A 26,559-nucleotide genomic window follows, 5' to 3' on the forward strand; every position below is an offset into this window, starting at 1 on the left:
GCGGCGCGCGAAGCCGATCGTCAAGCGCCGACGTCCGCCGCGGCCGGCTTGGCCGACGTCGCGCCCGCCGGGCGGCTGCCGGTTTCGCGCATCCAGCGCACCTCGTCACCGGGGCTGCGGCCGAACAGCCGCTTGAACTCGCGGCTGAACTGCGACGCGCTCGCATAGCCGACGCGCGCGGCGGCCGTGCCGGCGCCGACCCCGTCCTGCACCATCATCAGCCGCGCCTGATGCAGGCGCGCGGCCTTCACGTACTGCATCGGCGACGTCGCCGTCACGTGCTTGAACTGCGCGTGGAACACCGCGAGGCTCATCCCGGCCTCGCGCGCGAGCGTCTCGACGTCGAGATCGGCCTTCAGCTCCGCATGGATGCGCCGCAGCGCCTTCGCGATGCGGCCGAAGTGATGCTGCTGCACGAGCGCCGCGCGGATCGCGTCGCCCTGCGCGCCCGTCAGCACGCGATACGCGATCTCGCGCATGATCGCCGGCCCCAGCACGCGCGTGTCGTGCGGCGACGCGAGCGCTTCGAGCAGCCGCACGACCGCGTCGGCCAGCGGCGCGTCGAGCGGCGTCGAATAGACGCCGAGCGGCTCGCTGGCGGCCGCGCCGAGCGTCTCGTCGAGCAGGATCGCGAGCTCGGCGATCACCGCGAGATCGACGCGGATCGAGATCGCGAGAAACGGCTCGTCCATGCTCGCGAAAGTCTCGCATTCGAACGGCAGCGGCACCGACAGCACGAGATACTGCTGCGCGTCGTAGACGAACGAACGGTCGCCGAGATAACCGAGCTTGCGCCCCTGGCACACGACGATGATGCTCGGTTCGTACAGCACGGGCATGCGCGGCACGGGACGGCTCACGCGGATGAAGCGCACGCCGTCGAGCGCCGCCAGCGTGTCGCCCTCGTTCGGCGCGAGGCGCGTGTGCAGCTCGATCATGCGGCGCTGCACACGGTCGCCCGCATCGGCAAAAAGGGGCTGGAAGCTCATCGGCGTGGTCCTGTCCGGCAAGAGAATCTGGCTCGCAATGTAGCACCATGAATGCGTTTTGACGGGCGTTCGCGCGCAATTCGAGAGGAATAGGCAAATCTTCCAGACCTTCGTGTATTTCGCCGCGCCGCCGCGCTCCTTACGATGACGTCCTGCCTCGCCGCATCGCCACATGGTGCGACGGCAGTCTGTTTCGCCGGATGTTTTTCCCGGACAAGGAGCCCCCTGCATGAGCACCACCTACGCTTACGCGGCGACCGATTCGCAGTCGCCGCTCGCCCCGTTCGAATTCCAGCGTCGCGCGCTGCGCGATCTCGACGTCCAGATCGACGTCCTCTACTGCGGCGTCTGCCACTCGGACCTGCACCAGGCCCGCAACGAATGGCGCAACACGATCTATCCGGTCGTGCCGGGCCATGAAATCGTCGGCCGTGTGACCGCGACCGGCCCGCAGGTATCGCGCTTCAAGGTCGGCGAGCTGGTCGGCGTCGGCTGCCTCGTCGATTCGTGCCGCACCTGCCCGAGCTGCGCCGACGGCCTCGAGCAGTATTGCGAGAACGGCTTCGTCGGCACCTACAACGGCCAGGACCGCGTGACGGGCGACGTCACGTACGGCGGCTACTCGACGCAGCTCGTCGTCGACGAGGCGTTCGTGCTGCGCGTGCCCGAGACGCTCGATCCGGCCGGCGCCGCGCCGCTGCTGTGCGCGGGGATCACGACCTACTCGCCGCTGCGGCAGTGGAACGTCGGCCCTGGCAAGAAGGTCGGCATCGTCGGTCTCGGCGGCCTCGGCCACATGGGCGTGAAGCTGGCGCGCGCGATGGGCGCGCACGTCGTGCTGTTCACGACGTCGCCGTCGAAGATCGATGACGGCAAGCGCGTCGGCGCGCACGAAGTCGTGATCTCGAAGGACGAAGCGCAGATGAACGCGCACCTGAACAGCTTCGACTTCATCCTGAACACGGTCGCCGCACAGCACGACCTGAACCCGTTCCTGAACCTGCTGAAGCGCGACGGCACGATGACGCTCGTCGGCGCGCCGGAGCACGACCATCCGTCGCCGCAGGTGTTCAACCTGATCTTCAAGCGCCGCCGCCTCGCGGGCTCGCTGATCGGCGGGATCGCGGAAACGCAGGAAATGCTCGACTTCTGCGCGGAGCACGGGATCACGTCGGACATCGAAACGATTCCGATGCAGCAGATCAACGAGGCCTACGAGCGGATGCTGAAGAGCGACGTGAAGTACCGGTTCGTGGTGGACATGGCGTCGATCAAGCACTGAGCGTCGCCGGGCGGCAGGCACGATCGCCGCGCCGAGGCAAGAAACGAAACGGGCCGCATGTTCGACATGCGGCCCGTTTTGCATCCTGCCACCGGAGGGTTCGACCGCTACGCGCACTGCGTAGCGCCGGCGCTCACTTCTTGTAGTCGTAGTCGATCGTCAGCGGCGCGTGATCGCTGAACTTGATGTCCTTGAAGATCGACGTGCTCTTCGCAGTGCCGGCCACGCCCGGCGTCGCGATCTGGTAGTCGATCCGCCACCCGACGTTCTTCGCATACGCCTGGCCGCGGTTGCTCCACCACGTGTACTGCTCGGCGCGCTGGTCTAGCGTGCGGAACACGTCGACATAACCGACATCGTCGAACAGCTTCGTGAGCCACTCGCGTTCTTCCGGCAGGCAGCCCGAATTCTTCTGGTTGCTCTTCCAGTTCTTGATGTCGATTTCCTTGTGGACGATGTTCACGTCGCCGCACAGGATCACCTCGCGCTTCTTCTTGAGCTGGGCGAGGTGCGGCATGAATTCGTCCATGAAGCGGTACTTCGCCTGCTGGCGCTCGTCGCCGCTCGAGCCGGACGGCACGTACACCGACACGACCGACAGCTTGCCGTAGCGCGCCTCGACGTAGCGCCCCTCGGAATCGAATTCGCTGCTGCCGAAGCCGATGATCACGTCATCGGGCTCATGGCGGCTGTACACGCCCGCGCCGCTATAGCCCTTCTTCTCGGCGTGGTGGAAGTAGCTTTTGAAGCCGTGCGGCTCGACGAATTCGACCGGCAGGTCGTCGGCCGATACCTTGATTTCCTGCACGCACACGCAATCGGCGTTCTGTTCGCCGAGCCAGTCGAAGAAGCCCTTCTTCGCGGCAGAGCGGATGCCGTTCAGGTTGGCGGTAATCACTCGCATCATGTCGGGTTCCGTTCAGTTCGATGTTTTACAGGGTGGCAGCTTAACGGATCTTCACGCCTTCGAGCTCGGGCTTCGGCGGCGGGAATTCCAGCTTCATGTCGGTCATCGTGCGCAGCAGCAGCTCGGCGATCATCACGTTGCGGTGCGTCTTCGAGTCCGCCGGGATCACGTACCACGGCGCATGCTCGGCCGACGTCGCGGCGAGCGCGTCGCGGTACGCGGACTGGTACGCGTCCCAGTGCTTGCGCGCGTCGAGATCGGAGATGTCGAATTTCCAGTGCTTGGTCGGATCGTCGATGCGCGCCTGCAGCCGCTCGCGCTGCTCGTCCTTCGAGATGTGCAGGAAGCACTTGATGATGGTCGTGCCGTTCTCGACCAGCATCGTCTCGAAATCGCGGATCTGCCGGTAGCGGCGCTCGCATTCCTTGCCGTCGATCGCGTCGAGCACGCGCGGCACGAGCACGTCTTCATAGTGGCTGCGGTTGAAGATCGCCAGCTCGCCGGCGGCCGGCACCTGCGCGTGCACGCGCCACAGGAAGTCGTGCGCGGCCTCGATCGGCGTCGGCGCCTTGAACGGCACGACGCGCAGGCCGAGCGGATCGACCTCGCGGAACACCGCACGCACGGTGCCGTCCTTGCCGCTGGTATCCATCCCCTGCAGCACGAGCAGCACGCGCTTCTTCTGCTGCGTGTGCAGGCGCTCCTGCTGCACGTCGAGCTCGGTCGACACGGCCGACAGCCGTTCGCGGTCGGCCTCCTTCGAACCGGACGAAAACGGCTTCGCGGCCGGGTCGAACGCATCGAGCTTGAATGCGGCGGCTTCCTTCTCGCGCGTGCTGTACGGCACGCGGAAATCGTCGAGCGACGGTTGTTTCGCCATTCGTTCCTCCGTTGGACGGTGTGGTGCATACGATAACGCATCCACCAAACGCAACGGGCCGCCCCGAACTGGTTCGGGGCGGCCCGTCGTCAAGCGCGGTTCAGGCGCCCGATCATGCTCAGCCGAGCTTCTTCTTCAGCAGTTCGTTGACCTGCTGCGGATTGGCCTTGCCCTTCGTCGCCTTCATCGCCTGGCCGATCAGCGCGTTGAACGCCTTTTCCTTGCCCGCGCGGAATTCCTCGACCGACTTCGCGTTCGCCGCGAGCACCTCGTCGATGATCGCCTCCAGCGCGCCGGTGTCGGAAATCTGCTTCAGCCCCTTCGCGTCGATGATGCGGTCGGCCGCGCCTTCGTCGTCCGCCTTCTCGTCCCAGATCGTCGAGAAGATTTCCTTCGCGATCTTGTTCGAGATCGTGCCGTCGGCGATGCGCTGCAGCACGAGTGCAAGCTGGGCCGCCGATACCGGAATCGCGTCGATCTCGATGCCGTCGCGGTTCAGTTGCGACGATACGTCGCCCATCAGCCAGTTCGCGGCGATCTTCGCGTTCGCCGCGCCGGCCTTTGCGACGACGGCCTCGAAATACGCGGCCATCGCCTTGCTCGACGTCAGCACGCCCGCGTCGTACGCGGACACGCCGTACTGCTCGACGAAGCGCTGTTGCATCGCTGCCGGCAGTTCGGGCATCCCGGACTGCACGCGCTCGATCCAGTCCTGGCCGATCACGAGCGGCATCAGGTCGGGGTCGGGGAAGTAGCGGTAATCGTGCGCGTCTTCCTTGCTGCGCATCGAACGCGTCTCGCGCTTGTCCGGATCGTAGAGGCGAGTTTCCTGCACGACTTCGCCGCCGTCCTCGATCAGCTCGATCTGGCGACGCACTTCGTAGTTGATCGCTTCCTCGAGGAACCGGAACGAGTTCAGGTTCTTGATTTCCGCGCGCGTGCCGAACTTCTCCTGGCCGACCGGCCGCACCGACACGTTCGCATCGCAGCGGAACGAGCCTTCCTGCATGTTGCCGTCGCAGATGCCGAGCCACACGACCAGCGCGTGCAGCGACTTCGCATACGCGACCGCCTCGGCCGCGCTGCGCATTTCCGGCTCGGTGACGATCTCGAGCAGCGGCGTACCCGCGCGGTTCAGGTCGATCCCCGTCATCCCGGCGAAGTCTTCATGCAGCGACTTGCCCGCGTCTTCCTCGAGGTGCGCGCGGGTCAGGTTGACCGTCTTCTCGTACGCTTCCTTGCCGGCCTTTTCGTTAGCGGGCACCTGGATCGTGATCTGGCCGCCCTGCACGACCGGAATCTCGTACTGGCTGATCTGATAGCCCTTCGGCAGATCGGGGTAGAAATAATTCTTGCGCGCGAAGATGCTGCGCGGCGCGATGGTCGAGCCGATCGCGAGGCCGAAGCGGATCGCGCGTTCGACCGCGCCGCGGTTCAGTACCGGCAGCACGCCCGGCAGCGCCAGGTCGACCGGGCAGGCCTGCGTGTTCGGCTCGGCGCCGAACTGCGTCGACGCGCCCGAGAAAATCTTCGAGACGGTCGACAGTTGCGCGTGCGTCTCGAGACCGATAACGACTTCCCATTGAGTAGCCATGCTTACACCCCTGCCGGAACTTGCTTGTGCCAGTCGGTCGCGCGCTGGAACGCGTCGGCGACCTGCAGCATCCGGGCTTCGTTGAAATAGTTGCCGATGATCTGCAGGCCGACCGGGCGCTTCGCGTTCGCGCCCGCGCCGAAGCCGCACGGCACGCTCATGCCGGGCAGGCCGGCGAGGCTCACCGACAGCGTGTAGATATCCGCGAGATACATCTGCACCGGATCGTCGCCCTTCGCGCCGAGATCCCATGCGACCGTCGGCGATGCCGGGCCCATGATCACGTCGCAGGACTTGAACGCTTCCTGGAAATCCTGCGCGATGATGCGGCGGATCTTCTGCGCCTGCAGGTAGTACGCGTCGTAGTAGCCGTGCGACAGCACGTACGCGCCGACGAGAATCCGGCGCTTCACCTCGGGGCCGAAGCCTTCGGCTCGCGACTTCTTGTACATGTCGAGCAGGTCGCCGTACTGCGCGGCACGATGGCCGAAGCGCACGCCGTCGAAACGCGACAGGTTCGACGATGCCTCGGCGGGCGCGATCACGTAGTACACGGGGATCGACAGTTCCGTCTTCGGCAGCGACACGGGCACGAGCGTCGCGCCGAGCGCTTCATAAGCTTTAAGCGCCGCGTCGATCGTCGCGCGCACGTCGTCGGCGAGGCCGTCGCCGAAATACTCGTTCGGCAGGCCGATGCGCAGGCCCGCGAGCGGCTTGCCCGCATCGTTGCCGGTCGCCCACGGCTGGCCGAGGTGGCGCGTGAAGTCCTCGTCGTCGCGCTCGAGGCTCGTCGAGTCGCGCTCGTCGAAACCGGCCATCGCATTGAGCAGCAGCGCGCAGTCGGACGCGCTCTGCGCCATCGGGCCGCCCTGGTCGAGCGACGACGCGAACGCGATCATCCCGTAGCGCGACACGCGGCCGTAGGTCGGCTTGATGCCCGTCACGCCCGCGAACGACGCGGGCTGGCGGATCGAGCCGCCGGTGTCGGTGCCGGTCGCGGCCGGCGCGAGGCGCGCGGCGACGGCGGCCGAGCTGCCGCCCGAGCTGCCGCCCGGCACCGCGTTCGTGTCCCACGGGTTCTTCACCGCGCCGAACGCCGAGTTCTCGTTCGACGAGCCCATCGCGAACTCGTCCATGTTGGTCTTGCCGAGCGTGACCATGCCGGCCGCCTGCAGGCGGGCGACGACGGTCGCGTCGAACGGGCTTTCATAATTCGCGAGCATCTTCGAGCCGGCGGTCGAGCGCCAGCCGCGCGTGACGAAGACATCCTTGTGCGCGATCGGCAGGCCGGTGAGCGCGCCGCCCGCGCCGCGCGCGAGCTCCGCGTCGGCGGCTTTCGCCTGCGCGAGGGTCAGATCGGTATCGACATGGACGAACGCGTTCAGGTCGCGCGCGGCGTCGATCCGTTTCAGGTAGTGCTGCGCGAGCTCGACGGCCGAGCATTCCTTGGCAGCGAGCGCGGCGCGCAGTTCGGTCAGGCTTTTTGCGTGCATTGAGTGGTTTTCCTGGGAATTCTGGGTGGCGCGCGGCGCTGGCCGGCCGGCGCGCTTGTCATCGAATGCTTACTCGATCACCTTCGGCACGAGATAGAGGCCGTCCTGGACGGCCGGCGCCCGACGCTGGTTGTCGTCGCGATCGACGACTTCCGTCACGGCGTCGTCGCGCAGGCGCTGCGCGACTTCCTGGATCTGTTCGATCGGGTGGGCGAGCGGCGCGATGCCGGCGGTGTCGACCGCCTGCATCTGCTCGACGAGGCCGAAGAATTCATTGAGCTGGCCGAGCATGTGCTCGGCGTCGGCGTCGGCCATTTCGAGTCGCGCCAGGTGCGCGATGCGTTTCACATCGGTCAGGGTCAGGGCCATGCGATCACCGGAAAAACAAGGCTGCGCAGCGCATCAAAAGCAGCACTGCGGCGGGGGGTTGGAGGGTGCGATCCCACCCTCAAAAATCGGGACCGAAGCGGCAAAAATACCGCCCGTTTCGATTCAAATACCGTGAAATTATAAGGTATCATTACGCGTTCGACCCAAACCCGGCAGCCTTTTCCCGCACCGTTTCGCCCCGCTTCGGCGAGCCGTGCGTGCTTCGTGCGATCCCCGGTAGACATCACTCGCAGCTTCGTGCGCCGCGGCGGCCGCTTCCGCCACGCTTCCCGAGGCTGTTATTTTTTCCGCTGCCGCCCTCAGCGTTGCACGCCACGCAGGGCCGGCTCAGAGCGAAACAGGATTCTGAATGTTCGGTTTTTTGCGCAGCTACTTCTCCAACGATCTCGCGATCGACCTCGGCACCGCAAACACCCTGATCTACATGCGCGGCAAGGGCATCGTGCTCGATGAACCGTCCGTCGTGTCGATTCGCCAGGAAGGCGGCCCCAACGGCAAGAAGACGATCCAGGCGGTCGGCAAGGAAGCCAAGCAGATGCTCGGCAAGGTGCCGGGCAACATCGAGGCGATCCGCCCGATGAAGGACGGTGTGATCGCCGACTTCACCGTCACCGAGCAGATGATCAAGCAGTTCATCAAGACGGCGCACGAGTCGCGCATGTTCTCGCCGTCGCCGCGCATCATCATCTGCGTGCCGTGCGGCTCGACCCAGGTCGAGCGCCGCGCGATCAAGGAAGCCGCGCACGGCGCCGGCGCATCGCAGGTCTACCTGATCGAGGAGCCGATGGCGGCCGCGATCGGCGCGGGCCTGCCGGTGTCGGAAGCCACCGGCTCGATGGTCGTCGACATCGGCGGCGGCACGACGGAAGTCGGCGTGATCTCGCTCGGCGGCATCGTGTACAAGGGCTCGGTGCGCGTCGGCGGCGACAAGTTCGACGAGGCGATCGTCAACTACATCCGCCGCAACTACGGGATGCTGATCGGCGAACAGACCGCCGAGGCGATCAAGAAGGAAATCGGCTCCGCGTTCCCGGGCTCCGAAGTCAAGGAAATGGAAGTGAAGGGCCGCAACCTGTCGGAAGGCATTCCGCGCAGCTTCACGATCTCCAGCAACGAAATCCTCGAAGCGCTGACCGATCCGCTGAACCAGATCGTGTCGTCGGTGAAGATCGCGCTCGAACAGACGCCGCCGGAACTCGGCGCCGACATCGCCGAACGCGGGATGATGCTGACGGGCGGCGGCGCGCTGCTGCGCGACCTCGACCGCCTGCTCGCGGAAGAAACCGGCCTGCCGGTGCTCGTCGCCGAAGATCCGCTCACCTGCGTCGTGCGCGGTTCGGGCATGGCGCTCGAGCGCATGGACAAGCTGGGCAGCATCTTCTCGTACGAGTGATCGGCTAGGCAGTTTCTTGACATGACGCACCCGCGGCGTGGCCGGATCGCTCGTTCAGAACGAACCGCCGCGCCGTTTGCGCGTCTGAGCATCATTTAACCGATCACACGCGCCCGGCGCCGACCATGGAATACAGTCCGCCGCCCCTCTTCAAGCAAGGTCCGCCCGCGCTCGCGCGGCTCATCTTCTTCGTTGCCCTCGCCATCGCGCTCCTCGTGTCGGACGCGCGCTTCAGCACGCTCGAAATCGTGCGCGGCGTGCTCGGCACCGTGCTCTATCCGCTGCAGCGCGCCGCGCTCGTGCCGCGCGACCTGTTCATGGGCGCGGCCGACATCGCCGTCACCGGCGCGTCGCTGCGCCACGAGAACGACGACCTCCGCAAGCGCAACCTGCAACTGTCGACGCAAGCCAACCAGGCCGCCGTGCTCGCGCAGGAAAACATGCACCTGCGCGGGGTGCTCGAGCTGCGCCAGCACATCGCGACGCAATCGACGCCGGTCGAGATCCAGTACGACACGAGCGACCCGTTCACGCAGAAGATCGTGGTCGGGCAAGGTTTGCAGCAGGGCATCCAGAACGGCGCGCCCGTCGTCAGCGAGGACGGTGTGGTCGGCCAGGTCACGCGCGTGTTCCCGCTGCAGTCCGAAGTCACGCTGGTCACCGACCGCGATCTCGCGATTCCGGTGCAGGTGCTGCGCACCGGCCTGCGCAGCGTGATCTACGGCACGCCGAAGGGCGATTCGCTCGACCTGCGCTTCGTGCCGACGAGCGCGGATCTCGTCGTCGGCGACGAGCTCGTCACGAGCGGCCTCGACGGCGTCTATCCGCCCGGCCTGCCGGTCGCGAAGGTCGCGCACGTCGACAAGCTCGCCGATACCGCATTCGCGCGCGTGACCTGCGCGCCGGTCGCGGCCGTGCGCGGCGCGCGCCAGATGCTCGTGCTGCACTACCAGAACGCCATCCCGCCGCGCCCGGTCGAGCTCGAACCGGCCGCCGACAAGAACGCGAAGGGCGGCAAGAAGGGCGCGAAAGCGGCCGCAAAGGGCGCGAAAGCCGACAAGGCCGACGCGAACGCGAAGCCGTCCGCCGCAGCCCAGCCCGCGCCGGCTGCGCCCGCCGCGCCCGCCGCCGCACCCGCGAAGCCCACGGCCGGGCAACCAGGAGCCCAGCGATGAACCGCCCGCAATACATCCTGCAGCCGGTCAATCCGTACTTCATCGTCTTCAGCCTCGCCGCCGCGTTCCTGCTGAACCTGATGCCGTGGGGCCGCCTGCCCGGCGTGCCCGATTTCGTCGCACTCGTGCTGCTGTTCTGGAACATCCACCAGCCGCGCAAGGTCGGGATGGGTGTCGCGTTCGCGCTCGGCATCCTGATGGACGTGCATGACGCGGGGCTGCTCGGCGAGCACGCGCTCGCCTATACGCTGCTGTCGTACGGCGCGATCACGATTCACCGCCGCGTGCTGTGGATGCCGATCGGCGTGCAGGTGCTGTATGTCACGCCGCTGCTCGTCGTCGCGCAGCTCGTGCCGTTCGTGATCCGTCTCGTGATGGGCGCCGCGTTCCCGGGCTGGCGCTACCTGGTCGACGGCTTCGTCGAGGCCGCGCTGTGGCCGATCGCGAGCCACCTGCTGCTGATGCCGCAACGCCGCCCGGTCGATCCGGACGATACGCGCCCCATCTGAGCCGGACCGACCTTGACTACCCGCCGCCCCCACGTCCGCGCACCGCGCTCCGGGGCGGCACCTCGCCCGCCCGCGCGCGGGTCAGATCGACCCTAACCGCATGACCGAATTCAACGACACCCAACAGCAGCTCTCGAAGTTCCGCCTGCGCGTCGCGGCGGCGGGCGTGTTCGTGTTCGTCTGCTTCGGGCTGCTCGCGAGCCGCTTCTTCTACCTGCAGTTGATGCAGCACGGCAAATACGCGCTGCAGGCCGAGGAAAACCGCATCTCGGTTGCGCCGATCGTGCCGAACCGCGGGATCATCACCGACCGCAACGGCGTGATCCTGGCGAAGAACTATTCGGCCTACACGCTCGAGATCACGCCGTCGAAGCTCGACGACACGCTCGACAACACGATCGACAAGCTGTCCGAGATCATCCCGATCGACGCACGCGATCGCCGCCGCTTCAAGAAGCTGCAGGAAGACTCGAAGAACTTCGAGAGCCTGCCGATCCGCACGCGGCTCACCGACGCGGAAGTCGCGCGCTTCACCGCGCAGCGTTTCCGCTTCCCCGGCGTCGACGTGCGTGCGCGGCTGTTCCGCCAATATCCGCTCGGCACGACCGCCGCGCATGTGATCGGCTACATCGGCCGGATCTCGAAGCGCGACCAGGATCGTATCGACGCGATGAGCGACGACAACGACAGCGACCAGGAAAACTACGATCCGCGCCGCGACGCGAACAACTACAAGGGCACCGACTACATCGGCAAGATCGGTGTCGAGCAGAGCTACGAGACCGAGCTGCACGGGCTGACGGGCTTCGAGGAGGTCGAGGTGACGGCCGGCGGCCGGCCCGTGCGCACGCTGTCGCGCACGCAGGCGACACCCGGCAACAACCTCGTGCTGTCGCTCGACATCGGGCTGCAGCAGGTCGCCGAGCAGGCGTTCGCCGGCAAGCGCGGCGCGCTCGTCGCGATCGAGCCGAAGACGGGCGACGTGCTCGCGTTCGTGTCGTCGCCGAGCTTCGACCCGAATTCGTTCGTCGACGGCATCGACCAGCAGACCTGGGACGAGCTGAACACCTCGACCGACAAGCCGCTGCTGAACCGCCCGCTGCACGGCACCTACCCGCCCGGCTCGACGTACAAGCCGTTCATGGCACTCGCGGGCCTGACGCTCGGCAAGCGCTCGCCGGGCTGGGGCTTCCAGGATCCCGGCTACTTCACGTTCGGCGGCCACACGTTCCGCAACGACGTGCGCTCGGGCCAGGGCTGGGTCGACATGAACAAGGCGATCATGGTGTCGAACGACACCTACTTCTACATGCTCGCACGCGACCTCGGCGTGAACGCGATCGCGAACTTCATGAAGCCGTTCGGCTTCGGCCAGATCACCGGGATCGACATCCAGGGCGAAGCGCGCGGGATCCTGCCGTCGACCGACTGGAAGAAGAAGGCGTTCAAGAAGGCCGCGCAGCAGAAGTGGTTCGACGGCGAGACGATCAGCCTCGGGATCGGCCAGGGCTACAACTCGTTCACGATCCTGCAGCTCGCGCACGCGACCGCGACGCTCGCGAACAACGGCGTCGTGATGAAGCCCCACCTCGTGAAGGAAGTCGAGGATCCGATCTCGCGCGGGCGTCGCCTGACCGTGCCGAAGGAAAGCGAAACGATCCCGCTCAAGCAGGCCGACATCGACGTCGTGAAGCGCGGGATGGAGAACGTGATCGAGAACCCGTCCGGCACCGCGTACAAGGTGTTCCGCGGCGCGCCGTACCTCGCCGCCGGCAAGACCGGTACCGCTCAGGTGTTCTCGCTGCAGGGCTCCAACTACAAGGGCCACCTGCTCGCCGAGCACCTGCGCGACCACGCACTGTTCATCGCGTACGCGCCGGTCGACCATCCGCAGATCGCCGTGGCGCTGGTCGTCGAGAACGGCGGCTGGGGTGCGCAGGCCGCGGGCCCGATCGCGCGCCGCGTGCTCGACTTCTACCTCGTCGAACGCCAGAACCCGCAGAACGAGGCCGCGGCCGTGGCGGCCGCGGCGTCGGCGACCGAACCCGTCAACGCACCGGTGATCGGCGACGCGAACAAGCCCGCCGCCGTCGCGGCCGGCTTCAAGGCGCTGCCGCAGCCCGTCGTGCCGACCGCGGCCAGCGCGGCCGATGCGGCGTCGGCCGCGTCGGCGCCCGATGCGTCGGGTGCGGCCGGGGCAAGCGCGGCGCAACCGGCCGAAGCGAGCGCCGCGGCGCCGAGGGCCGCGAGCCTGCCGCCGATCCGGCGCCCGCACCGGCCGCGCCGGCCCGCCAGCGACGCGCAGCCGCTCGTCGCCACGCCGCGGGACGACAACCACCGTGCGACGGCCCCCGCGAAAGCGGCGGACGCCGGCACCGCTCATTAACGGAGAAAGGCATGCAATTCGACAAGCGCGCCTGGCTCGACAAGATCAAGCAGATGTTCGCGGGCTTCGACCGCCCGCTCGCCCTCATCGTGTTCCTGCTGCTGTGCGTCGGCATCGTCACGCTCTACAGCGCGGCGATCGACATGCCGGGCCGCGTCGAGGACCAGTTGCGCAACATCCTGCTGACGTTCGTGCTGATGTGGGTGATCGCCAACATCCCGCCGACCACGCTGATGCGCTTCGCGGTCCCGCTCTATACGTTCGGGGTCGCGCTGCTGATCGCGGTCGCGCTGTTCGGGATGACCAAGAAGGGCGCGAAGCGCTGGCTGAACGTCGGCGTCGTGATCCAGCCGTCGGAGATCCTCAAGATCGCGACGCCGCTGATGCTCGCGTGGTACTACCAGCGCCGCGAAGGCGGGCTGCGCTGGTACGACTTCCTCGCCGCGTTCGGGATCCTGATGGTGCCGGTCGGGCTGATCGCGAAGCAGCCCGACCTCGGCACGGGCCTGCTCGTGTTCGCCGCAGGCTTCTTCGTGATCTACCTCGCCGGCCTGTCGTTCAAGCTGATCGTGCCGGTGCTCGTCGCGGGCGTGATCGCGGTCGGGTCGATCGCCGTGTTCGAGGAGCGGATCTGCCAGCCCGAAGTGCAGTGGCCGCTGATGCACGACTACCAGAAGCACCGCGTGTGCACGCTGCTCGACCCGACTTCCGACCCGCTCGGCAAGGGCTTCCACACGATCCAGGCCGTGATCGCGATCGGCTCGGGCGGCGTACTCGGCAAGGGCTACCTGAAAGGCACGCAGGCGCACCTCGAATTCATTCCGGAAAAGCACACCGACTTCATCTTCGCGGTGTTCTCGGAGGAGTGGGGGCTCGTCGGCGGGCTCGTGCTGCTGACGCTGTACATGGCGCTGATCGCGCGCGGGCTCTATATCGCCGCGCAGGGCGCGACGCTGTTCGGCCGCCTGCTCGCGGGTTCGCTCACGCTCGCGTTCTTCGTCTATGCGTTCGTCAACATCGGGATGGTGAGCGGCGTGCTGCCGGTCGTCGGCGTGCCGTTACCGTTCATGAGTTACGGCGGTACCGCGCTCACGACGCTCGGCATCGCGATCGGGATGATCATGAGCGTCGGGCGGCAGCGGCGGCTGATGAAGAGCTGACCGCGCGGCACGGCCGCAGCAAGGAAAAACGGCGCCCCGGCGCCGTTTTTTTATGTGCGTTTCGAACTCGAACGCGGCAACGCAGCACGGCGCCCGGTCACTGCGGCGCCACGCGCGGGTTCCCCGGCTCCGCGCCGCCGCCCGACGCCGGCCCCTGTGGCTTCAGCCGCGCGCTCAGCTCCTTGAATTTCAGCCCGGCCGTCTCGTCGCCCTGCGCGGCCGCGGCCGCGTAGTACGCACGCGCGATGTTCAGGTTCTGCTCGACGCCGTCGCCGCCGCGCTCGTAGAACGATGCGGTCACGTACTGCGCGGTCGGCTCGCCCGCGTCGGCGGCCTGCTTGTACCACACGAACGCCTGCCGGTTGTCGCGCGGCGTGCCGCGCCCGTCGAGGAACTGGTTCGCGAGCGACAGCGCGGCCTGCACATGCCCCTGCTTCGCCGCCCGCAGGAACCAGCGATGCGCTTCGGCCGGATTGCGCGCGACGAACTCGCCGTCGTCGAACATCCGGCCGTACACGTACTGCGCATGCGACATGTTCGCGTCGGCCGCGCGCTTCAGCCAGCGCAACCCTTCGTCGACATTCGCCGTCACGCCTTCGCCCGTCAGCAGCATCATCGCGTAGTTGAATTGCGCGAGACGATCGCCGCGCTCGGCCGCGTCGTGGAACTGCACCAGCGCCGCGCGATAGTCGCCGGCGTTGTAGTCGGCGACCGCCGATTGCGTCTCGCGCGACGGATCGGGCTTCGCTTGCGGCGCCCCCTGCGCGGCTGCCGCGACACACACGGCCCACAGGCCGAGCATCGCACCGAACCGCCCGCGCGCACCGGTCGCACCCTGCGCGCGCCTGCAAGACGCGCCGTCGCCACCGTTCATGACCGTACCTCCTGCAGCGCTTGCCGCGTCGCACGCAGCAGCCAGCTCACGTCGGCCGACAGCGTGATCATCCGGTAGCCGGCCTCGCGGTACTGCCGAGCACCCGCCGCGTCGCCCGCGAAAATGCCGACCGCGACGCCGGCCTGCTTGCCGGCCGCGAGCACGCGCGCCATCGCGGTTTCGACGTCCGGGTGGCGGATGTCGCCGAGATGCCCGAGGCTCGCCGCGAGATCGGCCGGGCCGATGAACAGGCAATCGACGCCGGGCGTCGCCGCGATCCGCTCGACTTCGTCGACGCCGCGCGCCGATTCGATCTGCACGATCACCGCGACCTGCGCGTTCGCCGTCTGCAGGTAATCGCGGCGCATCCCGAACGCCGCCGCGCGCACCATGCCCGCGACGCCGCGCAGCCCGTCGGGAGATTCGGGCGACGGGAAGCGCGTGAGCCGCACCGCGTGCGCGGCGTCGTCGGGCGTCTCGATGCACGGAAACATCAGCGTGCGTGCGCCGGCGTCGAGCGCGCGCTTCACGAGCCACGGCTCGCGCGCCGGCACGCGCACGACGGGCTCGCTCGGCAGGTGCGCGGCAGCGATCGCGCGCAACTGCGAGGCGACGTCGCGGCTGTCGTTCGGCGCGTGTTCCATGTCGATGCAGAGCCAGTCGTAGCCGGCGTGCGCGAGCGCTTCCGCGGCCGAATCGCTGCCGAGCGACAGCCACAGGCCGTACAGCGGCTCGTCGCCGTCGCGCAGGCGTTGTTTGAGGGAATTGGTGAGCGTGCTCATCGATACGGCCTCCGGGACGGAACGGCAATCGAACGGGACAAGCAACTGGCGAAGCGGGGCGCAACACGCCGGGCAGCGCAGCACGACGGCGGCGCCGGACCGCGCCCTGGAACGTTAGTCGGCCATGGGCGGCCGATCTGACAGCGCGGGCCGCGCGACGGCGCACGGATGCGTTTTTCGGTGCCACGCAACGATCATAGCGCGGCGTTACGCGGAATGTGGGAATGGGCGGGGAGCAGCGCCGGCGCGGGACGAGGCCGCAAGGCGCAATGGCAGGCAGCCCGCGCCGGACGGCGGGGCTGCCGGGAAGGCAGGATCAGCGGCCGGGCTGGCGCTCGACGTCGGCCCAGCAGTTCGGCGTTTCGTACAGGCGCACGCGCTCGAGGCGCAGGTTCACGCCGTAGTGCGCGTCGTACACGTTCGCGAGGAGGTCGAACGCGATCGCCGCGAGGTTCTCGACGGTCGGGATCCGGTCGATCACGACGGTCTTGTGGTCGGCCATCTGCTCGAGGAACGAGCGCACGACATCGTCGCGCGCGTAGACCAGGAATGCGTGGTCCCACTTGCTGACGAGGTGCTCCATCGCGAGCGCCTTCACGTCGGCGAAATCCATCACCATGCCGCGGTCGGGCGCGCCCTCGGTATCGACGAGATCGCCGCGCAACGTGATTTCGAGCACGTAGCGATGGCCGTGCAGGTTCCTGCACTGGCTGCGGTGATCGGGAATGCGGTGGCCCGCGTCGAATTCGAGTTTTCGGGTAATCAGCACGATGTCAAAAGCCGGGGCTCAGGGAATGTTCAGATATTTGTGGGTCTGCATCGACAGGCGCCACTGCGGATGACGCTTGCACCAGTCGATCGCGAGCTTCGTATTGAGGTCGCGCGACGGGCCGTCCATCGGCTGGACGAGGAAATACTCAAAGTCGAGCTTCGCATAGTCGGCCAGCCGCTGGTTGTCCTGCGGGATCACGACCTTCAGTTCGTTGCCCTTCGTGACGACGAGCGGCGCGTCGGCCTTCGGGCTCACGCAGATCCAGTCGATCGATTCGAGCACCGGCAGCGAGCCGTTGGTCTCGATCGCGATCTCGAAGCCGGCCGCGTGCAGTGCATCGACGAGCGGCTGGTCGAGCTGCAGCATCGGCTCGCCGCCCGTGCAGACGACGAAGCGGTGCGCTTCGCCCTCCGGCCACAGGCCGGCGATCGTCGCGACGAGCGCTTCGGCGTCCTTGAACTTGCCGCCGTTCTCGCCGTCGGTGCCGACGAAGTCCGTATCGCAGAAGCGGCACACGGCCTCCGCACGATCCTCTTCGCGGCCCGACCACAGGTTGCAGCCGGCGAACCGGCAGAACACGGCCGGCCGGCCCGCGTTCGCGCCCTCGCCCTGCAACGTGTAGAAAATTTCCTTGACCGCGTAAGTCATCGTGCTTCGTCCGGCTCGCGCCGCTCGTTGTCGATCAGAATCCGTATCCATCAAGCGCTGCCCGCGCGTCCGCGTCACAGCGGCGCTTCGGTCACCCGCTCGCACTTCAGGTAGGCCTCGTAGCCGCGCTTGCGCAGCTTGCAGGCCGGGCACTCGCCGCAGCCGAAGCCCCAGTCGTGCAGTTCCGCGCGCTCGCCCACGTAGCACGTGTGCGTCTCGACGCGGATCAGTTCGACGAGCGCTTCGCCGCCGAGCTGTTCGGCGAGCTGCCACGTCTGCGCCTTGTCGAGCCACATCAGCGGCGTCTCGAGCACGATGCGCGTGTCCATCCCGAGGTTCAGCGCGACCTGCAGCGCCTTCATCGTGTCGTCGCGGCAGTCGGGGTAGCCCGAAAAATCGGTCTCGCACATCCCGCCGACCAGCACGCGCAGCCCGCGGCGATAGGCGATCGCCGCGGCGATCGTCATGAACATCAGGTTGCGGCCCGGCACGAACGTGTTCGGCAGGCCGTTCGCCGTCGTCTCGATCTCGATCGTGCGCGTCATCGCGGTATCGCTGATCGCGCCGAGCACCGACAGGTCGATCATGTGATCGTCGCCGAGCCGGTCCGACCACGCGGGAAACCTGTGCTTCAGCGCTTCGCGCACGCCTTCGCGACATTCGAGCTCGACCCGATGGCGCTGGCCGTAATCGAAGCCAAGCGTCTCGACCGTCTGGTAGCGTTCGAGCGCCCATGCCACGCACGTGGCCGAGTCCTGCCCGCCGGAAAACAACACGAGCGCGCCGTCTTTAGCGTCTGTCCGAATCACCGTGATACTCCGTGAATGTATAGGCTCGCGTCGCACTGCGCCCCGGGGCCGGCTGCCGCCGGGCGGCCCGACGCGTGCCGGCCTGCGCCGGCTCGACCAGTATAGGCAGCGCGGTCGGCCGCGAACGCGGCGGAGCGCTTATACCGCCCATCGCGCGGCATCGTTGCCGCGCGTCACGGCGGCGCATGGCTGGCGGCCTGCCGTGCGCATGAAGCGATGCGCTAAGTCATTGAGCGGGCACGGATTTTATCATGCCCCGGCGAATGCTGCCGGGCACGCCGCCTATGACACGCAATACCCACCACAAACGAAAAACCCCAAGAACCTTCCGATTCTTGGGGTTGGAACTGCTGGTGGCCTGGGACGGAATCGAACCATCGACACGCGGATTTTCAATCCGCTGCTCTACCAACTGAGCTACCGGGCCAACGAAGAATGAAAGTATATCGAGCTTTGCCTACCTGCTCAAGCGTTTTCGCAAAAAAATTTATATCGCGCCTTCGGACGGCTTCTTGCCGAGCTCGACGCCGAGCTGCTTGAGCTTGCGATACAGGTGCGTGCGCTCGAGGCCCGTCTTCTCCGCGACGCGCGTCATGCTGCCGTTCTCGCGCGCGAGGTGATATTCGAAGTACGCACGCTCGAACGCATCGCGCGCTTCGCGCAGCGGGATGTCGAACGGGATCGCGGCCGTCTGCCCCGCGAGGCCGAGTGCCGCCGCCATGTCGTCGCCGAGGGTCGGCAGCGCAGCCGCGGATGCAACCGCCGCGGACCCCGCGGCCTGTCCGGCGCCGGCCTTCGCCGCCGCGTTCGCGGACACCGGCGCCGCGCCGCGTGCGAGACCGTGCTCGACGGACTTCAGCAGCTTCTGCAGCGCGATCGGCTTCTCGAGGAAATCGAGCGCGCCGATCTTCGTCGCCTCGACGGCCGTGTCGATCGTCGCGTGCCCGGACATCATGATCACGGGCATCGTCAGCAGCCCCTGCGCCGCCCATTCCTTGAGCAACGTGACGCCGTCGGTATCGGGCATCCAGATATCGAGCAGCACGAGATCGGGCGCCTGATTCAGCCGGTATTCCCGCGCGGCCTGCGCGTTCTCCGCTGCCTCGACGACATGTCCTTCATCGCTGAGGATCTCCGAGAGCAATTCCCGGATGCCCATTTCATCATCTACCACCAGGATGGTTGCCATTTACGCTGCCCTTGTCTGCTCACTTGCTTTTGTCTTAGCGGGGGTCGTCCCGCCCTGCGCGCCCGTTTCGGCGCCTGGCGCATCGCTCGCCATCTGCAGGAACAGGATCGACACCTGCGCACCCTCGACGGCCTCGCCGTGCATGCGATTGCGCAGATCGATCCGCGCACCGTGCTCGTCGACGATTTTCTTGACCGTGGCCAACCCGAGCCCCGTGCCCTTCGCCTTCGTCGTCACGTAAGGCTCGAACGCGCGGGTCAGGATGCGTGCCGGAAAACCGGGCCCGTTGTCGGACACGGTAAGACGTACCGCGACGCGCGTTTTGCCCTCGGCGTCGGGATCGCCATATTCTACTGTCTTGGTTTCGATCAACACACGCGGATGCGCGGCTTCCGCGACCGAATCCTGCGCATTCTGCAGCAGGTTGTGGATCACCTGGCGCAGTTGCGTCGCATCGCCGCGAATCACCGGCAGCGACGGCGCGAGCTCGGCGACGATCGGACTCTTGCCCTCGCCGACACCATACAGCCCGAGCACCTCGCTCGCCAGTTCATTCAACTGCAGGTTCGCGAGCACCGCCGGCGGCGTGCGCGCGTATTCGCGGAAATCGTCGACCATCCGCTTCATCGCGGCCACCTGGTTGACGATCATCGTCGCGCCGCGCTTGAGCACATCCGCGTCGGACGGCGAGAGCTTGTCGGACAGCTTCATCTGCAACCGCTCGGCCGACAGCTGGATCGGCGTCAGCGGATTCTTGATCTCGTGCGCCAGCCGCCGCGCGACCTCGCCCCATGCAACCGAGCGCTGCGCGGAAATCACGTCGGAAATGTCGTCGAACACGACGACGTAACCGGACGTCTGCGGATCGTCGGCCTGCCCCTCGACCGTCGACACGAGGCGCGCGCCGCGCACGAGCAGCGTCAGCGGTTCGGTTTCGCCCGGCATCTCGATCGCGAACTGCTGCTGCCAGTGGCCGCGATCGCCGCTGCCGCCGTCGGACGCCGCCTCGCGATCGGCGAACGCCTTGCGCACCATCGCGCCGAATCCCGCGGCAACGCCGATCCGGTCGAGCGTCGTGCCGATCAGCGCGTTGAACGGCTGCCGGAAGATCCGCTCGGCGCCGCGGTTGGCCGTCGTCAGCCGGAACTGGCGGTCGAGCACGAACACGCCGGCCGTCAGGTTCGCGAGGATGCTCTCGAGATAGGTCTTCGAATGCTCGAGCGCGATGCGGTTCTTCTCGACCGCGAGCCGCGCCTCGGACAACTGGCGCGTCATCGCGTTGAACGACTGCGTGAGGAAGCCGAGCTCGTCGCGCGTCTTGATCTCGCGCTTCGGCGTGTAGTCGCCTTCCGTGATCTCCTTGGTGCCCTGCGCGAGCAGGAACAGCGGCCGCGCGAGCTGCTGGCCGAGCGCGAGCGCGAGCATCATCGCGATGAAGGTCGCGAGGAACAGCGCGAGCGTCAGCGTGCCGATGTACATCTTGCGCAGCCCCGTGCGGCCGAGCGATTTTTCCTGGTATTCGCGGTACGCGCGCTGCACGGCGTCCGCGTTGTGCGCGAGCGTGGGCGGCACCGGTTGCGTGAGCTGCAGGAACCGCTCCGCCGGCTGCAGCAGCGACGTCGTCGCATCGGGAATCGGCCGCACGACGCGCAGCCGCAGCGCGCCCTTCGCGCCGTGCGCGCGCGGGTCGCCGTCGACTTCCCCCTCGATCGCCGCGTACGCGCCGTGTTCGCGCGCCTGGCTCAGCATCAGCGACGTCGGCAGGTCGTCCGGAATCAGCGCCGCGAAATTGCCCGACGCCTGCGCGACGATATGCAGGTCGGGCGCCGCGCCCGAACCGCCGCGGCTCGGCTCGACGATCGTCGCGTCCTGCACGCCGAACTGGTCGCGCAGCCGCAGCAGCGTGAGCGTCGTGCCGTTCGTATTTGCGTCGACGCTCGCGAGCTGGTCGGACATCAGCCGCGCCTTCGTCTGCAGATCGGACAACGACGCATCGAGCATCCCGCGGCCGAGATTCAGGCCGGCCGTCAGCGCGGTCTCGACGTTCACGTCGAACCACGACTCGATACTGCGCGACACGAACTGGTACGACACGATGTAGATGATCCCGCCCGGCACCACGCCGACGAGCGCGAAGAACACCGCGAGCTTCGCGAGCAGCCGCGTGCCGAACTTGCCCTTCCTCAGGCGCACGACGATCATCCCGATCAGCCCGAGCACCACGAGCAGGAACACGAGCGCGACGACGATGTTGGTCGCGTACAGCCACGAGTAGTAGCGATCGAAGAATTCGGTGTTCGCGCTCGCGGCCGCTAGCAGCACGAGCAGCAGCAGCGCGGTCAGCGCGACGGTCGAGACGATCACGCGAACGAGGAGGCTCTTCCCGCTGGCCGCGCGGCGCACTTTATTTAGCACGTTCGGTCACCGTGAAGTTGAAGCGCTTCCAGTCCGACCCGAGCGTCCAGTCGCGGTTGTTCACGGCGTCGACCTGGAACGGCTTCGGCATCAGCGCCGTATCGAGCTGCATCCGCACCGATGCCAAGTAGGTTTCCCCCAGGCGCACCTGGTTGCGGTCGATCACGTGCCATGACGTGATGTGCCGGACGACCGCGAGCGCATCCTTCAGCGACGGGAAGCCGAGCTGCAGGCCGCCCGTCGACACGCGGTACTCGCGCGTGAGCGGCTGGAACGACAGGCGGATCGTCTGTGACACCGATACCGGCTGTTCGTCAAGCCAGTACCAGCGCGCGCGGCTCAACTCGAAATCCGTCGTGAAATACACCGGAATGCCTTTGTTGACGGCATCCTCGAGGTTCGGATTCAGTTCGAAATCGAAACGGGCGTCGAGGCTCCAGCCGCTTCCGTCGGCCTGGAGCGACGCGCGCTGCACGGCGATCGACTGGGCATGCGCCGGCCGGACTACGGCCAGGCACAGCGTCAACGCGACCATCAGGACGGCCGCGAGCCGAAGTGGAAAAAGGTGTTTGATCGTCACCGTTTCTGAAACCGCGCGTAGAAAAATCCGTCGTGATCGGTGTTCTGGTCGAGTGCGCCGACGGCAGCCCCTCCCTGCACTCCGCCCGGCAGCAGTTGGCCGGGGGCGTCCAATCGTACCGCATCTTCACAGGCCGCTTCAAACCAGCGGGCCTGCAACTCGCCTTCTTCGGGGAAGATCGAACAGGTCACGTAAAGCAGTTCGCCGCCCGGCTTCACGAGCGGCCACAGCGCCGACAGGATGCGGCGCTGTTCCGCGACGAGCGCCGGGATGTCGGCCTCGCGGCGCAGCCAGCGAATGTCGGGATGCCGCCGCACGATGCCGGAAGCCGAGCACGGCACGTCGGCCAGGATACGGTCGAACGGGCGCCCGTCGTACCACGCGTCGGGCGCACCCGCATCGCCGACACACACGTCCGCTGCGAGCGACAGGCGCACGAGGTTCTCGCCGATGCGCGCGGCACGCGTCGCGTCGCTTTCGAGCGCGACAACTTCCGCATCGGCCAGTTCGAGAATATGTCCGGTCTTGCCGCCGGGCGCCGCGCACGCATCGAGCACGCGCATGCCGTCGCGCGCACCAAGCCATTCGGCCGCGAGCTGCGCGCCGGCGTCCTGCACCGACACCACGCCGTCGGCGAATCCCGGAATCCGCTCGACCGGCAGCGCCGATGCAAGCCGCACGGCATGCCGGCCGATTGCCGTCGCTTCGATCCCGCTCGCGCGCAGCGTGTCGAGATACGCGTCGACGCTTGCGCGTCGCGCATTCACGCGCAGCGTCAGCGGCCCCTGGCGCTCGCCGGCCGCGAGGATCGCCTGCCATTTGTCGGGCCACGCGCGCTTCACCGCATCGACCCACCATGCGCGGTAATTCCAGCGCGCGACGGCGTCGTCCTGCATCGCCGCGACGAGCGCATCGCGCTCGCGCAGGAAACGGCGCAGCACCGCGTTGACCATTCCCTTCGCGAACGCATATTCGCGCCGCGCGCCGATCACGGTGACGGCTTGGTCAACAACCGTGAACGCCGGATATGCGGCATCGTCCGCCCGGTCGAGCAGCAGCGCGAACGCGCCGGCGAGCACCGCATGCACGTGCGCGGGCGGCGCCTTGCTGACGAACTTGCCGATCAGCCAGTCCGCGCTGCCGAGGCGACGCATCGTCCGGTACGCGACGTCCTGCGTCGCGCCGCGCGCAAGTGCCTGCGCACCGGACGCCATCTGCGCGAATACCGCCGAGAGTGCTGCCGGCAGCGCGGTACCGCGCCGTACCGCATCGACCGCCTGCGCGGCCGCGTCGAGTGCGAAGCCGAGCGATTCGGGCGCAAGGTGCAGCGCGGACAGGCGCGCCGGGCGGCCGGAAGAAGACAGGGCGGAAGAACGGGTTCGGGTCATTGGAGCGGAATCGGCAAACAAATGCGGCAAACAAATGCGGCAAACGGCGGGATCGCGGCCGCGTGGCAGCCGCAATCCCAAACCGCGCATTGTAGCGTGCGACCATGCGGCCCCTTTGGCCCCTTTACGGCGCGCACAAATGAAACACCCCGCAGCGCGAAGCGTGCGGGGTGGCGGGGCGGACGCCACGCGGCAACGGCCGCGCGGTGCGCCAGGACTTAATCTAAGCGGCCGGTACGCGCCATCTCCATCAGGCGCGCGATGCGTTCCTCGGTGGCCGGGTGCGTCGAGAACAGGTTCTGCAGGCCGCCGCCGTGCAGCGGGTTCATGATCATCATCTGCGCGGTGGCCGGATGCGCTTCGGCCGCCTGGAACGGGATGCCGGCCGCATAGCGATGGATCTTGTCGAGCGCGGTCGCGAGCGACTGCGGATCGCCGGAAATCTGCGCGCCGCCGCGGTCGGCCTCGAACTCGCGTGCCCGCGAAATCGCCATCTGGATCAGCGCGCCGGCGATCGGTGCGAGCAGCGCGACCGCAATACCCGCGATCGGGTTGGCCGGCCGGCCGTTCTCGTCGCGCCCGCCGAAGAACATCGCGAAGTTCGCCAGTGCCGAAATCGCGCCCGCCATCGTCGCGGTGATCGTCGAGATCAGGATGTCGCGGTGCTTCACGTGCGCGAGCTCGTGCGCCATCACGCCGCGCATCTCGCGCTCCGACAGCACGCGCAGGATGCCCGTCGTCGCAGCGACCGCCGCGTGCTCGGGGTTGCGGCCCGTCGCGAACGCGTTCGGTGCATCCTCGTTGATCAGGTAGACGCGCGGCATCGGCAGGTTCGCGCGCGTGGCCAGCTCGCGCACCATCCGGTAGAACTGCGGCGCCGTGTTCTCGTCGACTTCCTGCGCGTTGTACATGCGCAGCACCATCTTGTCGGAGAACCAGTACGAGAAGAAATTCATGCCGAGCGCGAACAGCAACGCGATCGTCATGCCGCGCGAGCCGCCGATCATCCCGCCGATCACGATGAACAGGGCCGTGATCGCGGCCATCAGCATCGCCGTTTTGACCCAATTGAACATACCCACTCCTTATCCGTCAGGGGACCCGCCGCGCATCACAGGGCGCGGCGGAAAATTGTAAGCGATTTGTTAGATAAGGTCTTGCCGGAAAAATTCAATCTCACCGTTGCGAAGTTGCAAGACGCAGGCCGAGGCCGACGAAAGCGCTGCCGACCGTGCGATCGAGCCACTTCTTGACGCCCGGCTTGCCGGAAAAGCGCTGCGTGACGCTACCCGCGACCCATGCGACCAGGCTGGTCCAGACCGTGCTCATCGCGACGAACACCGCACCGAGGGTCAGAAACGCCAATGCCTTGTGCGGGCTGTCGGCCGACACGAACTGCGGGAAGAACGACACGAAGAACAGCACGACCTTCGGGTTCAGCACGTTGGTCCAGAAGCCCTGCATGAACAGCTGGCGCAGCGGCTTCGCGGCCTGTGCGGCCGCGGTGCCCGACGGCGCGGCCACCTGCTTCGTGATGATCATCCGCACGCCGAGATAGATCAGGTACGCAGCGCCGACCAGCTTGATCACCGTGAACGCGGCAGCCGACGCCGCGAGCAGCGCAGTGAGGCCGAATGCGCACGCGAGCGCGTGAACGCAGCAGCCGGCCGAAATGCCGAGCGCCGACATCAGCCCCGCGCCGCGGCCCTGCGCGACGCTGCGGCCGACGATGTAGGCCGTGTCGGGGCCGGGCGTGACGTTCAGCAGGAAAACTGCCAGCACGAAGAAGCCGAAATGGGTGATGCCGAACATGAAAACCTCGAAACCGGAGAGCGCAGGGAAATTCTACGCGCGCCTGCCGCGCTGCGCGACTCGGCCGTCCGGCCGATTGCGCAGGGCCGGCAGGCCGTGTCGAATGGCGGTCAGGCCACTTTACGCAACGTCGTTCAGCGCGAAACGCTGGCCTGCGGCGAGCGGCGAGCCGGCCAGGAATTCGCGCGCGGGCAGCCGCTTGCCGCCCGGTTTCTGCAACTGCGTGACGCGCAGCGCGCCGCTGCCGCATGCGACGACCACGCCTTCCGGCGCGGCTTCGACGATCGTGCCGGGCGCCGCGTCGCCGCGCGCCGCCACGGGCTCGGCCGCCCACAGCTTGATGGCCGCGCCGTCGAGCGTCGCGACGCCGCCGGGGAACGGATCGAACGCACGCACCTGGCGTGCGAGCACGTCGGCAGGCTTGCGCCAGTCGAGCGCCGCTTCGTGCTTGCCGATCTTTTCCGCATAGGTCACGCCGTCGGCCGGCTGCGGCGTCGCCGGTAGCGTGCCGTCGCGCTCGAGCCGCTCGAGCGCGTCGACGATCAACCGCGCGCCGTCGGCGGCCAGCCGGTCGTGCAGCGTCGCGGTCGTATCGTCGGGCGCGATCGCGATGCGCGCCTCCTCGATCATCGCGCCGGTGTCGAGGCCGACGTCCATCTGCATCAGCGTGACGCCCGTCTCGGCGTCGCCAGCCTCGATCGCGCGGTGGATCGGCGCGGCGCCGCGCCAGCGCGGCAGCAGCGACGCATGGATGTTGATGCAGCCGTCACGCGGAATGTCGAGCACCTCCTGCGGCAGCAGCAGGCCGTACGCGGCGACCACCATCACGTCGTGCGGCGTCGTGCGCAGCAGCTCGATCGCGTCGGCCGCCTCCGCGGGGTACTTGCCCGCGCGGCGCAACGACGGCGGCTGCGCGACGGGCATGCGGTGCTCGACGGCGTAGCGCTTCACCGCGCTCGCCTGCAGTTTCATCCCGCGCCCGGCCGGGCGATCGGGCTGGGTGAGCACGAGCGGCACCGGGAAACCGGCCTCGTGGATCGCGGCAAGGGCAGCCGCGGCAAATTCCGGCGTGCCGGCAAAAATCACGCGCAACGTATGGGTCATGAAAGCGTTCGGGATCGGGCAGGGCGAA

General features: G+C 67.4%; 24 protein-coding genes and 1 tRNA gene. 6 read left to right on the plus strand and 19 right to left on the minus strand.

The features are described 5' to 3' along the window. Positions 1 to 20: 20 nt before the first annotated feature. Positions 21 to 989 carry an AraC family transcriptional regulator gene (locus tag ABD05_RS05570; RefSeq protein WP_047899313.1) on the minus strand — a complete coding sequence of 323 codons (969 nt, stop codon included), beginning with the start codon at positions 987 to 989 and terminating at the stop codon, positions 21 to 23. 229 nt (positions 990 to 1,218) lie between these two features. Here ABD05_RS05570 and ABD05_RS05575 point away from each other — a divergent pair, with 229 nt between their 5' ends. Beyond that, the gene (locus tag ABD05_RS05575; RefSeq protein ID WP_047899314.1) at positions 1,219 to 2,271 is read left to right on the plus strand and encodes an NAD(P)-dependent alcohol dehydrogenase; all 1,053 of its coding nucleotides are present in this window, start codon (positions 1,219 to 1,221) and stop codon (positions 2,269 to 2,271) included. 133 nt (positions 2,272 to 2,404) lie between these two features. On the opposite strand, the gene ABD05_RS05580 is transcribed toward ABD05_RS05575, so the two are convergent. From ABD05_RS05580 to gatC, 5 genes are all read right to left on the minus strand, one after another. Then, entirely contained in the window at positions 2,405 to 3,178 is a 774-nt protein-coding gene (locus ABD05_RS05580) for an exodeoxyribonuclease III (protein WP_047899315.1), read from the minus strand. Between the two features lie 40 nt (positions 3,179 to 3,218). Then, complete coding sequence (locus ABD05_RS05585) at positions 3,219 to 4,058, minus strand: polyphosphate kinase 2 family protein (RefSeq protein ID WP_047899316.1); 840 nt, start codon at positions 4,056 to 4,058, stop codon at positions 3,219 to 3,221. 118 nt (positions 4,059 to 4,176) lie between these two features. Further along, complete coding sequence (gatB, locus tag ABD05_RS05590) at positions 4,177 to 5,652, minus strand: Asp-tRNA(Asn)/Glu-tRNA(Gln) amidotransferase subunit GatB (RefSeq protein WP_047899317.1); 1,476 nt, start codon at positions 5,650 to 5,652, stop codon at positions 4,177 to 4,179. Between the two features lie 2 nt (positions 5,653 to 5,654). Continuing rightward, positions 5,655 to 7,145, minus strand: a complete 1,491-nt coding sequence (gene gatA, locus ABD05_RS05595; protein ID WP_047899318.1) for an Asp-tRNA(Asn)/Glu-tRNA(Gln) amidotransferase subunit GatA — start codon at positions 7,143 to 7,145, stop codon at positions 5,655 to 5,657. Positions 7,146 to 7,214: 69 nt separating this feature from the next. Beyond that, positions 7,215 to 7,514: an Asp-tRNA(Asn)/Glu-tRNA(Gln) amidotransferase subunit GatC gene (gene gatC, locus ABD05_RS05600; protein ID WP_047899319.1), complete on the minus strand. Its 300-nt coding sequence runs from the start codon at positions 7,512 to 7,514 to the stop codon at positions 7,215 to 7,217. Between the two features lie 370 nt (positions 7,515 to 7,884). Here gatC and ABD05_RS05605 point away from each other — a divergent pair, with 370 nt between their 5' ends. The 5 genes from ABD05_RS05605 (at position 7,885) to rodA (ending at position 14,158) form a co-directional block, all read left to right on the plus strand. After that, positions 7,885 to 8,928 carry a rod shape-determining protein gene (locus ABD05_RS05605; RefSeq protein WP_004189550.1) on the plus strand — a complete coding sequence of 348 codons (1,044 nt, stop codon included), beginning with the start codon at positions 7,885 to 7,887 and terminating at the stop codon, positions 8,926 to 8,928. Positions 8,929 to 9,053: 125 nt separating this feature from the next. Beyond that, positions 9,054 to 10,103: a rod shape-determining protein MreC gene (gene mreC, locus ABD05_RS05610; RefSeq protein WP_047899320.1), complete on the plus strand. Its 1,050-nt coding sequence runs from the start codon at positions 9,054 to 9,056 to the stop codon at positions 10,101 to 10,103. Continuing rightward, positions 10,100 to 10,612, plus strand: a complete 513-nt coding sequence (gene mreD, locus ABD05_RS05615) for a rod shape-determining protein MreD (RefSeq protein WP_009687274.1) — start codon at positions 10,100 to 10,102, stop codon at positions 10,610 to 10,612. Before mreC ends, mreD begins: the two co-directional genes overlap by 4 nt. A gap of 100 nt (positions 10,613 to 10,712) precedes the next feature. Next, on the plus strand, positions 10,713 to 12,998 hold the full coding sequence (gene mrdA / locus ABD05_RS05620; protein ID WP_047899321.1) for a penicillin-binding protein 2: 2,286 nt from the start codon (positions 10,713 to 10,715) through the stop codon (positions 12,996 to 12,998). 11 nt (positions 12,999 to 13,009) lie between these two features. After that, positions 13,010 to 14,158 carry a rod shape-determining protein RodA gene (gene rodA, locus ABD05_RS05625; RefSeq protein WP_047899322.1) on the plus strand — a complete coding sequence of 383 codons (1,149 nt, stop codon included), beginning with the start codon at positions 13,010 to 13,012 and terminating at the stop codon, positions 14,156 to 14,158. Positions 14,159 to 14,255: 97 nt separating this feature from the next. Here the strand turns inward: rodA and ABD05_RS05630 are convergent, their stop codons facing one another. The 13 genes from ABD05_RS05630 to fmt form a co-directional block, all read right to left on the minus strand. Then, positions 14,256 to 15,032, minus strand: coding sequence for a tetratricopeptide repeat protein (locus ABD05_RS05630; protein ID WP_047899323.1), 777 nt, complete (start codon positions 15,030 to 15,032; stop codon positions 14,256 to 14,258). Continuing rightward, complete coding sequence (locus tag ABD05_RS05635; protein WP_047899324.1) at positions 15,029 to 15,814, minus strand: HpcH/HpaI aldolase family protein; 786 nt, start codon at positions 15,812 to 15,814, stop codon at positions 15,029 to 15,031. The genes ABD05_RS05630 and ABD05_RS05635 overlap by 4 nt, the downstream gene beginning before the upstream one ends. Before the next feature lie 316 nt (positions 15,815 to 16,130). Beyond that, positions 16,131 to 16,583 (minus strand): 6-carboxytetrahydropterin synthase QueD, encoded by a 453-nt coding sequence (gene queD, locus ABD05_RS05640; RefSeq protein ID WP_006477472.1) that lies wholly within the window; start codon positions 16,581 to 16,583, stop codon positions 16,131 to 16,133. Between the two features lie 18 nt (positions 16,584 to 16,601). Beyond that, the gene (gene queE, locus ABD05_RS05645) at positions 16,602 to 17,234 is read right to left on the minus strand and encodes a 7-carboxy-7-deazaguanine synthase (protein WP_021163976.1); all 633 of its coding nucleotides are present in this window, start codon (positions 17,232 to 17,234) and stop codon (positions 16,602 to 16,604) included. A 74-nt stretch (positions 17,235 to 17,308) separates the two neighbouring features. After that, on the minus strand, positions 17,309 to 18,043 hold the full coding sequence (gene queC, locus ABD05_RS05650) for a 7-cyano-7-deazaguanine synthase QueC (RefSeq protein ID WP_047899325.1): 735 nt from the start codon (positions 18,041 to 18,043) through the stop codon (positions 17,309 to 17,311). A 351-nt stretch (positions 18,044 to 18,394) separates the two neighbouring features. Further along, a tRNA-Phe gene (locus ABD05_RS05655) sits at positions 18,395 to 18,470 on the minus strand. A 60-nt stretch (positions 18,471 to 18,530) separates the two neighbouring features. Further along, positions 18,531 to 19,232: a response regulator transcription factor EsaR gene (gene esaR / locus ABD05_RS05660; RefSeq protein WP_047899326.1), complete on the minus strand. Its 702-nt coding sequence runs from the start codon at positions 19,230 to 19,232 to the stop codon at positions 18,531 to 18,533. After that, on the minus strand, positions 19,233 to 21,647 hold the full coding sequence (gene esaS, locus ABD05_RS05665) for a sensor histidine kinase EsaS (RefSeq protein WP_047899327.1): 2,415 nt from the start codon (positions 21,645 to 21,647) through the stop codon (positions 19,233 to 19,235). It lies immediately after the preceding gene. Further along, positions 21,637 to 22,227 carry a DUF4390 domain-containing protein gene (locus ABD05_RS05670; protein WP_047899328.1) on the minus strand — a complete coding sequence of 197 codons (591 nt, stop codon included), beginning with the start codon at positions 22,225 to 22,227 and terminating at the stop codon, positions 21,637 to 21,639. Before ABD05_RS05670 ends, esaS begins: the two co-directional genes overlap by 11 nt. After that, positions 22,224 to 23,615, minus strand: a complete 1,392-nt coding sequence (rsmB, locus tag ABD05_RS05675) for a 16S rRNA (cytosine(967)-C(5))-methyltransferase RsmB (RefSeq protein WP_047899329.1) — start codon at positions 23,613 to 23,615, stop codon at positions 22,224 to 22,226. The genes ABD05_RS05670 and rsmB overlap by 4 nt, the downstream gene beginning before the upstream one ends. A gap of 218 nt (positions 23,616 to 23,833) precedes the next feature. Beyond that, positions 23,834 to 24,691 (minus strand): zinc metalloprotease HtpX, encoded by an 858-nt coding sequence (gene htpX, locus ABD05_RS05680; protein WP_047899330.1) that lies wholly within the window; start codon positions 24,689 to 24,691, stop codon positions 23,834 to 23,836. Positions 24,692 to 24,791: 100 nt separating this feature from the next. Next, positions 24,792 to 25,427, minus strand: coding sequence for a LysE family translocator (locus ABD05_RS05685; RefSeq protein WP_047899331.1), 636 nt, complete (start codon positions 25,425 to 25,427; stop codon positions 24,792 to 24,794). 120 nt (positions 25,428 to 25,547) lie between these two features. Beyond that, on the minus strand, positions 25,548 to 26,531 hold the full coding sequence (fmt, locus tag ABD05_RS05690) for a methionyl-tRNA formyltransferase (protein WP_047899332.1): 984 nt from the start codon (positions 26,529 to 26,531) through the stop codon (positions 25,548 to 25,550). Positions 26,532 to 26,559 lie beyond the last annotated feature (28 nt).

It is taken from the genome of Burkholderia pyrrocinia (genome assembly GCF_001028665.1).
Taxonomy (GTDB): domain Bacteria; phylum Pseudomonadota; class Gammaproteobacteria; order Burkholderiales; family Burkholderiaceae; genus Burkholderia; species Burkholderia pyrrocinia.

Excerpts from the sequence above, each read along its gene's own strand:
- ABD05_RS05570 (WP_047899313.1), bottom strand. The coding sequence starts at position 989 with ATGAGCTTCCAGCCCCTTTTTGCCGATGCGGGCGACCGTGTGCAGCGC.
- ABD05_RS05575 (WP_047899314.1), top strand. The coding sequence starts at position 1,219 with ATGAGCACCACCTACGCTTACGCGGCGACCGATTCGCAGTCGCCGCTC.
- ABD05_RS05580 (WP_047899315.1), bottom strand. The coding sequence starts at position 3,178 with ATGATGCGAGTGATTACCGCCAACCTGAACGGCATCCGCTCTGCCGCG.
- ABD05_RS05585 (WP_047899316.1), bottom strand. The coding sequence starts at position 4,058 with ATGGCGAAACAACCGTCGCTCGACGATTTCCGCGTGCCGTACAGCACG.
- gatB (WP_047899317.1), bottom strand. The coding sequence starts at position 5,652 with ATGGCTACTCAATGGGAAGTCGTTATCGGTCTCGAGACGCACGCGCAA.
- gatA (WP_047899318.1), bottom strand. The coding sequence starts at position 7,145 with ATGCACGCAAAAAGCCTGACCGAACTGCGCGCCGCGCTCGCTGCCAAG.
- gatC (WP_047899319.1), bottom strand. The coding sequence starts at position 7,514 with ATGGCCCTGACCCTGACCGATGTGAAACGCATCGCGCACCTGGCGCGA.
- ABD05_RS05605 (WP_004189550.1), top strand. The coding sequence starts at position 7,885 with ATGTTCGGTTTTTTGCGCAGCTACTTCTCCAACGATCTCGCGATCGAC.
- mreC (WP_047899320.1), top strand. The coding sequence starts at position 9,054 with ATGGAATACAGTCCGCCGCCCCTCTTCAAGCAAGGTCCGCCCGCGCTC.
- mreD (WP_009687274.1), top strand. The coding sequence starts at position 10,100 with ATGAACCGCCCGCAATACATCCTGCAGCCGGTCAATCCGTACTTCATC.
- mrdA (WP_047899321.1), top strand. The coding sequence starts at position 10,713 with ATGACCGAATTCAACGACACCCAACAGCAGCTCTCGAAGTTCCGCCTG.
- rodA (WP_047899322.1), top strand. The coding sequence starts at position 13,010 with ATGCAATTCGACAAGCGCGCCTGGCTCGACAAGATCAAGCAGATGTTC.
- ABD05_RS05630 (WP_047899323.1), bottom strand. The coding sequence starts at position 15,032 with ATGAACGGTGGCGACGGCGCGTCTTGCAGGCGCGCGCAGGGTGCGACC.
- ABD05_RS05635 (WP_047899324.1), bottom strand. The coding sequence starts at position 15,814 with ATGAGCACGCTCACCAATTCCCTCAAACAACGCCTGCGCGACGGCGAC.
- queE (WP_021163976.1), bottom strand. The coding sequence starts at position 17,234 with ATGACTTACGCGGTCAAGGAAATTTTCTACACGTTGCAGGGCGAGGGC.
- esaR (WP_047899326.1), bottom strand. The coding sequence starts at position 19,232 with ATGGCAACCATCCTGGTGGTAGATGATGAAATGGGCATCCGGGAATTG.
- rsmB (WP_047899329.1), bottom strand. The coding sequence starts at position 23,615 with ATGACCCGAACCCGTTCTTCCGCCCTGTCTTCTTCCGGCCGCCCGGCG.
- htpX (WP_047899330.1), bottom strand. The coding sequence starts at position 24,691 with ATGTTCAATTGGGTCAAAACGGCGATGCTGATGGCCGCGATCACGGCC.
- ABD05_RS05685 (WP_047899331.1), bottom strand. The coding sequence starts at position 25,427 with ATGTTCGGCATCACCCATTTCGGCTTCTTCGTGCTGGCAGTTTTCCTG.
- fmt (WP_047899332.1), bottom strand. The coding sequence starts at position 26,531 with ATGACCCATACGTTGCGCGTGATTTTTGCCGGCACGCCGGAATTTGCC.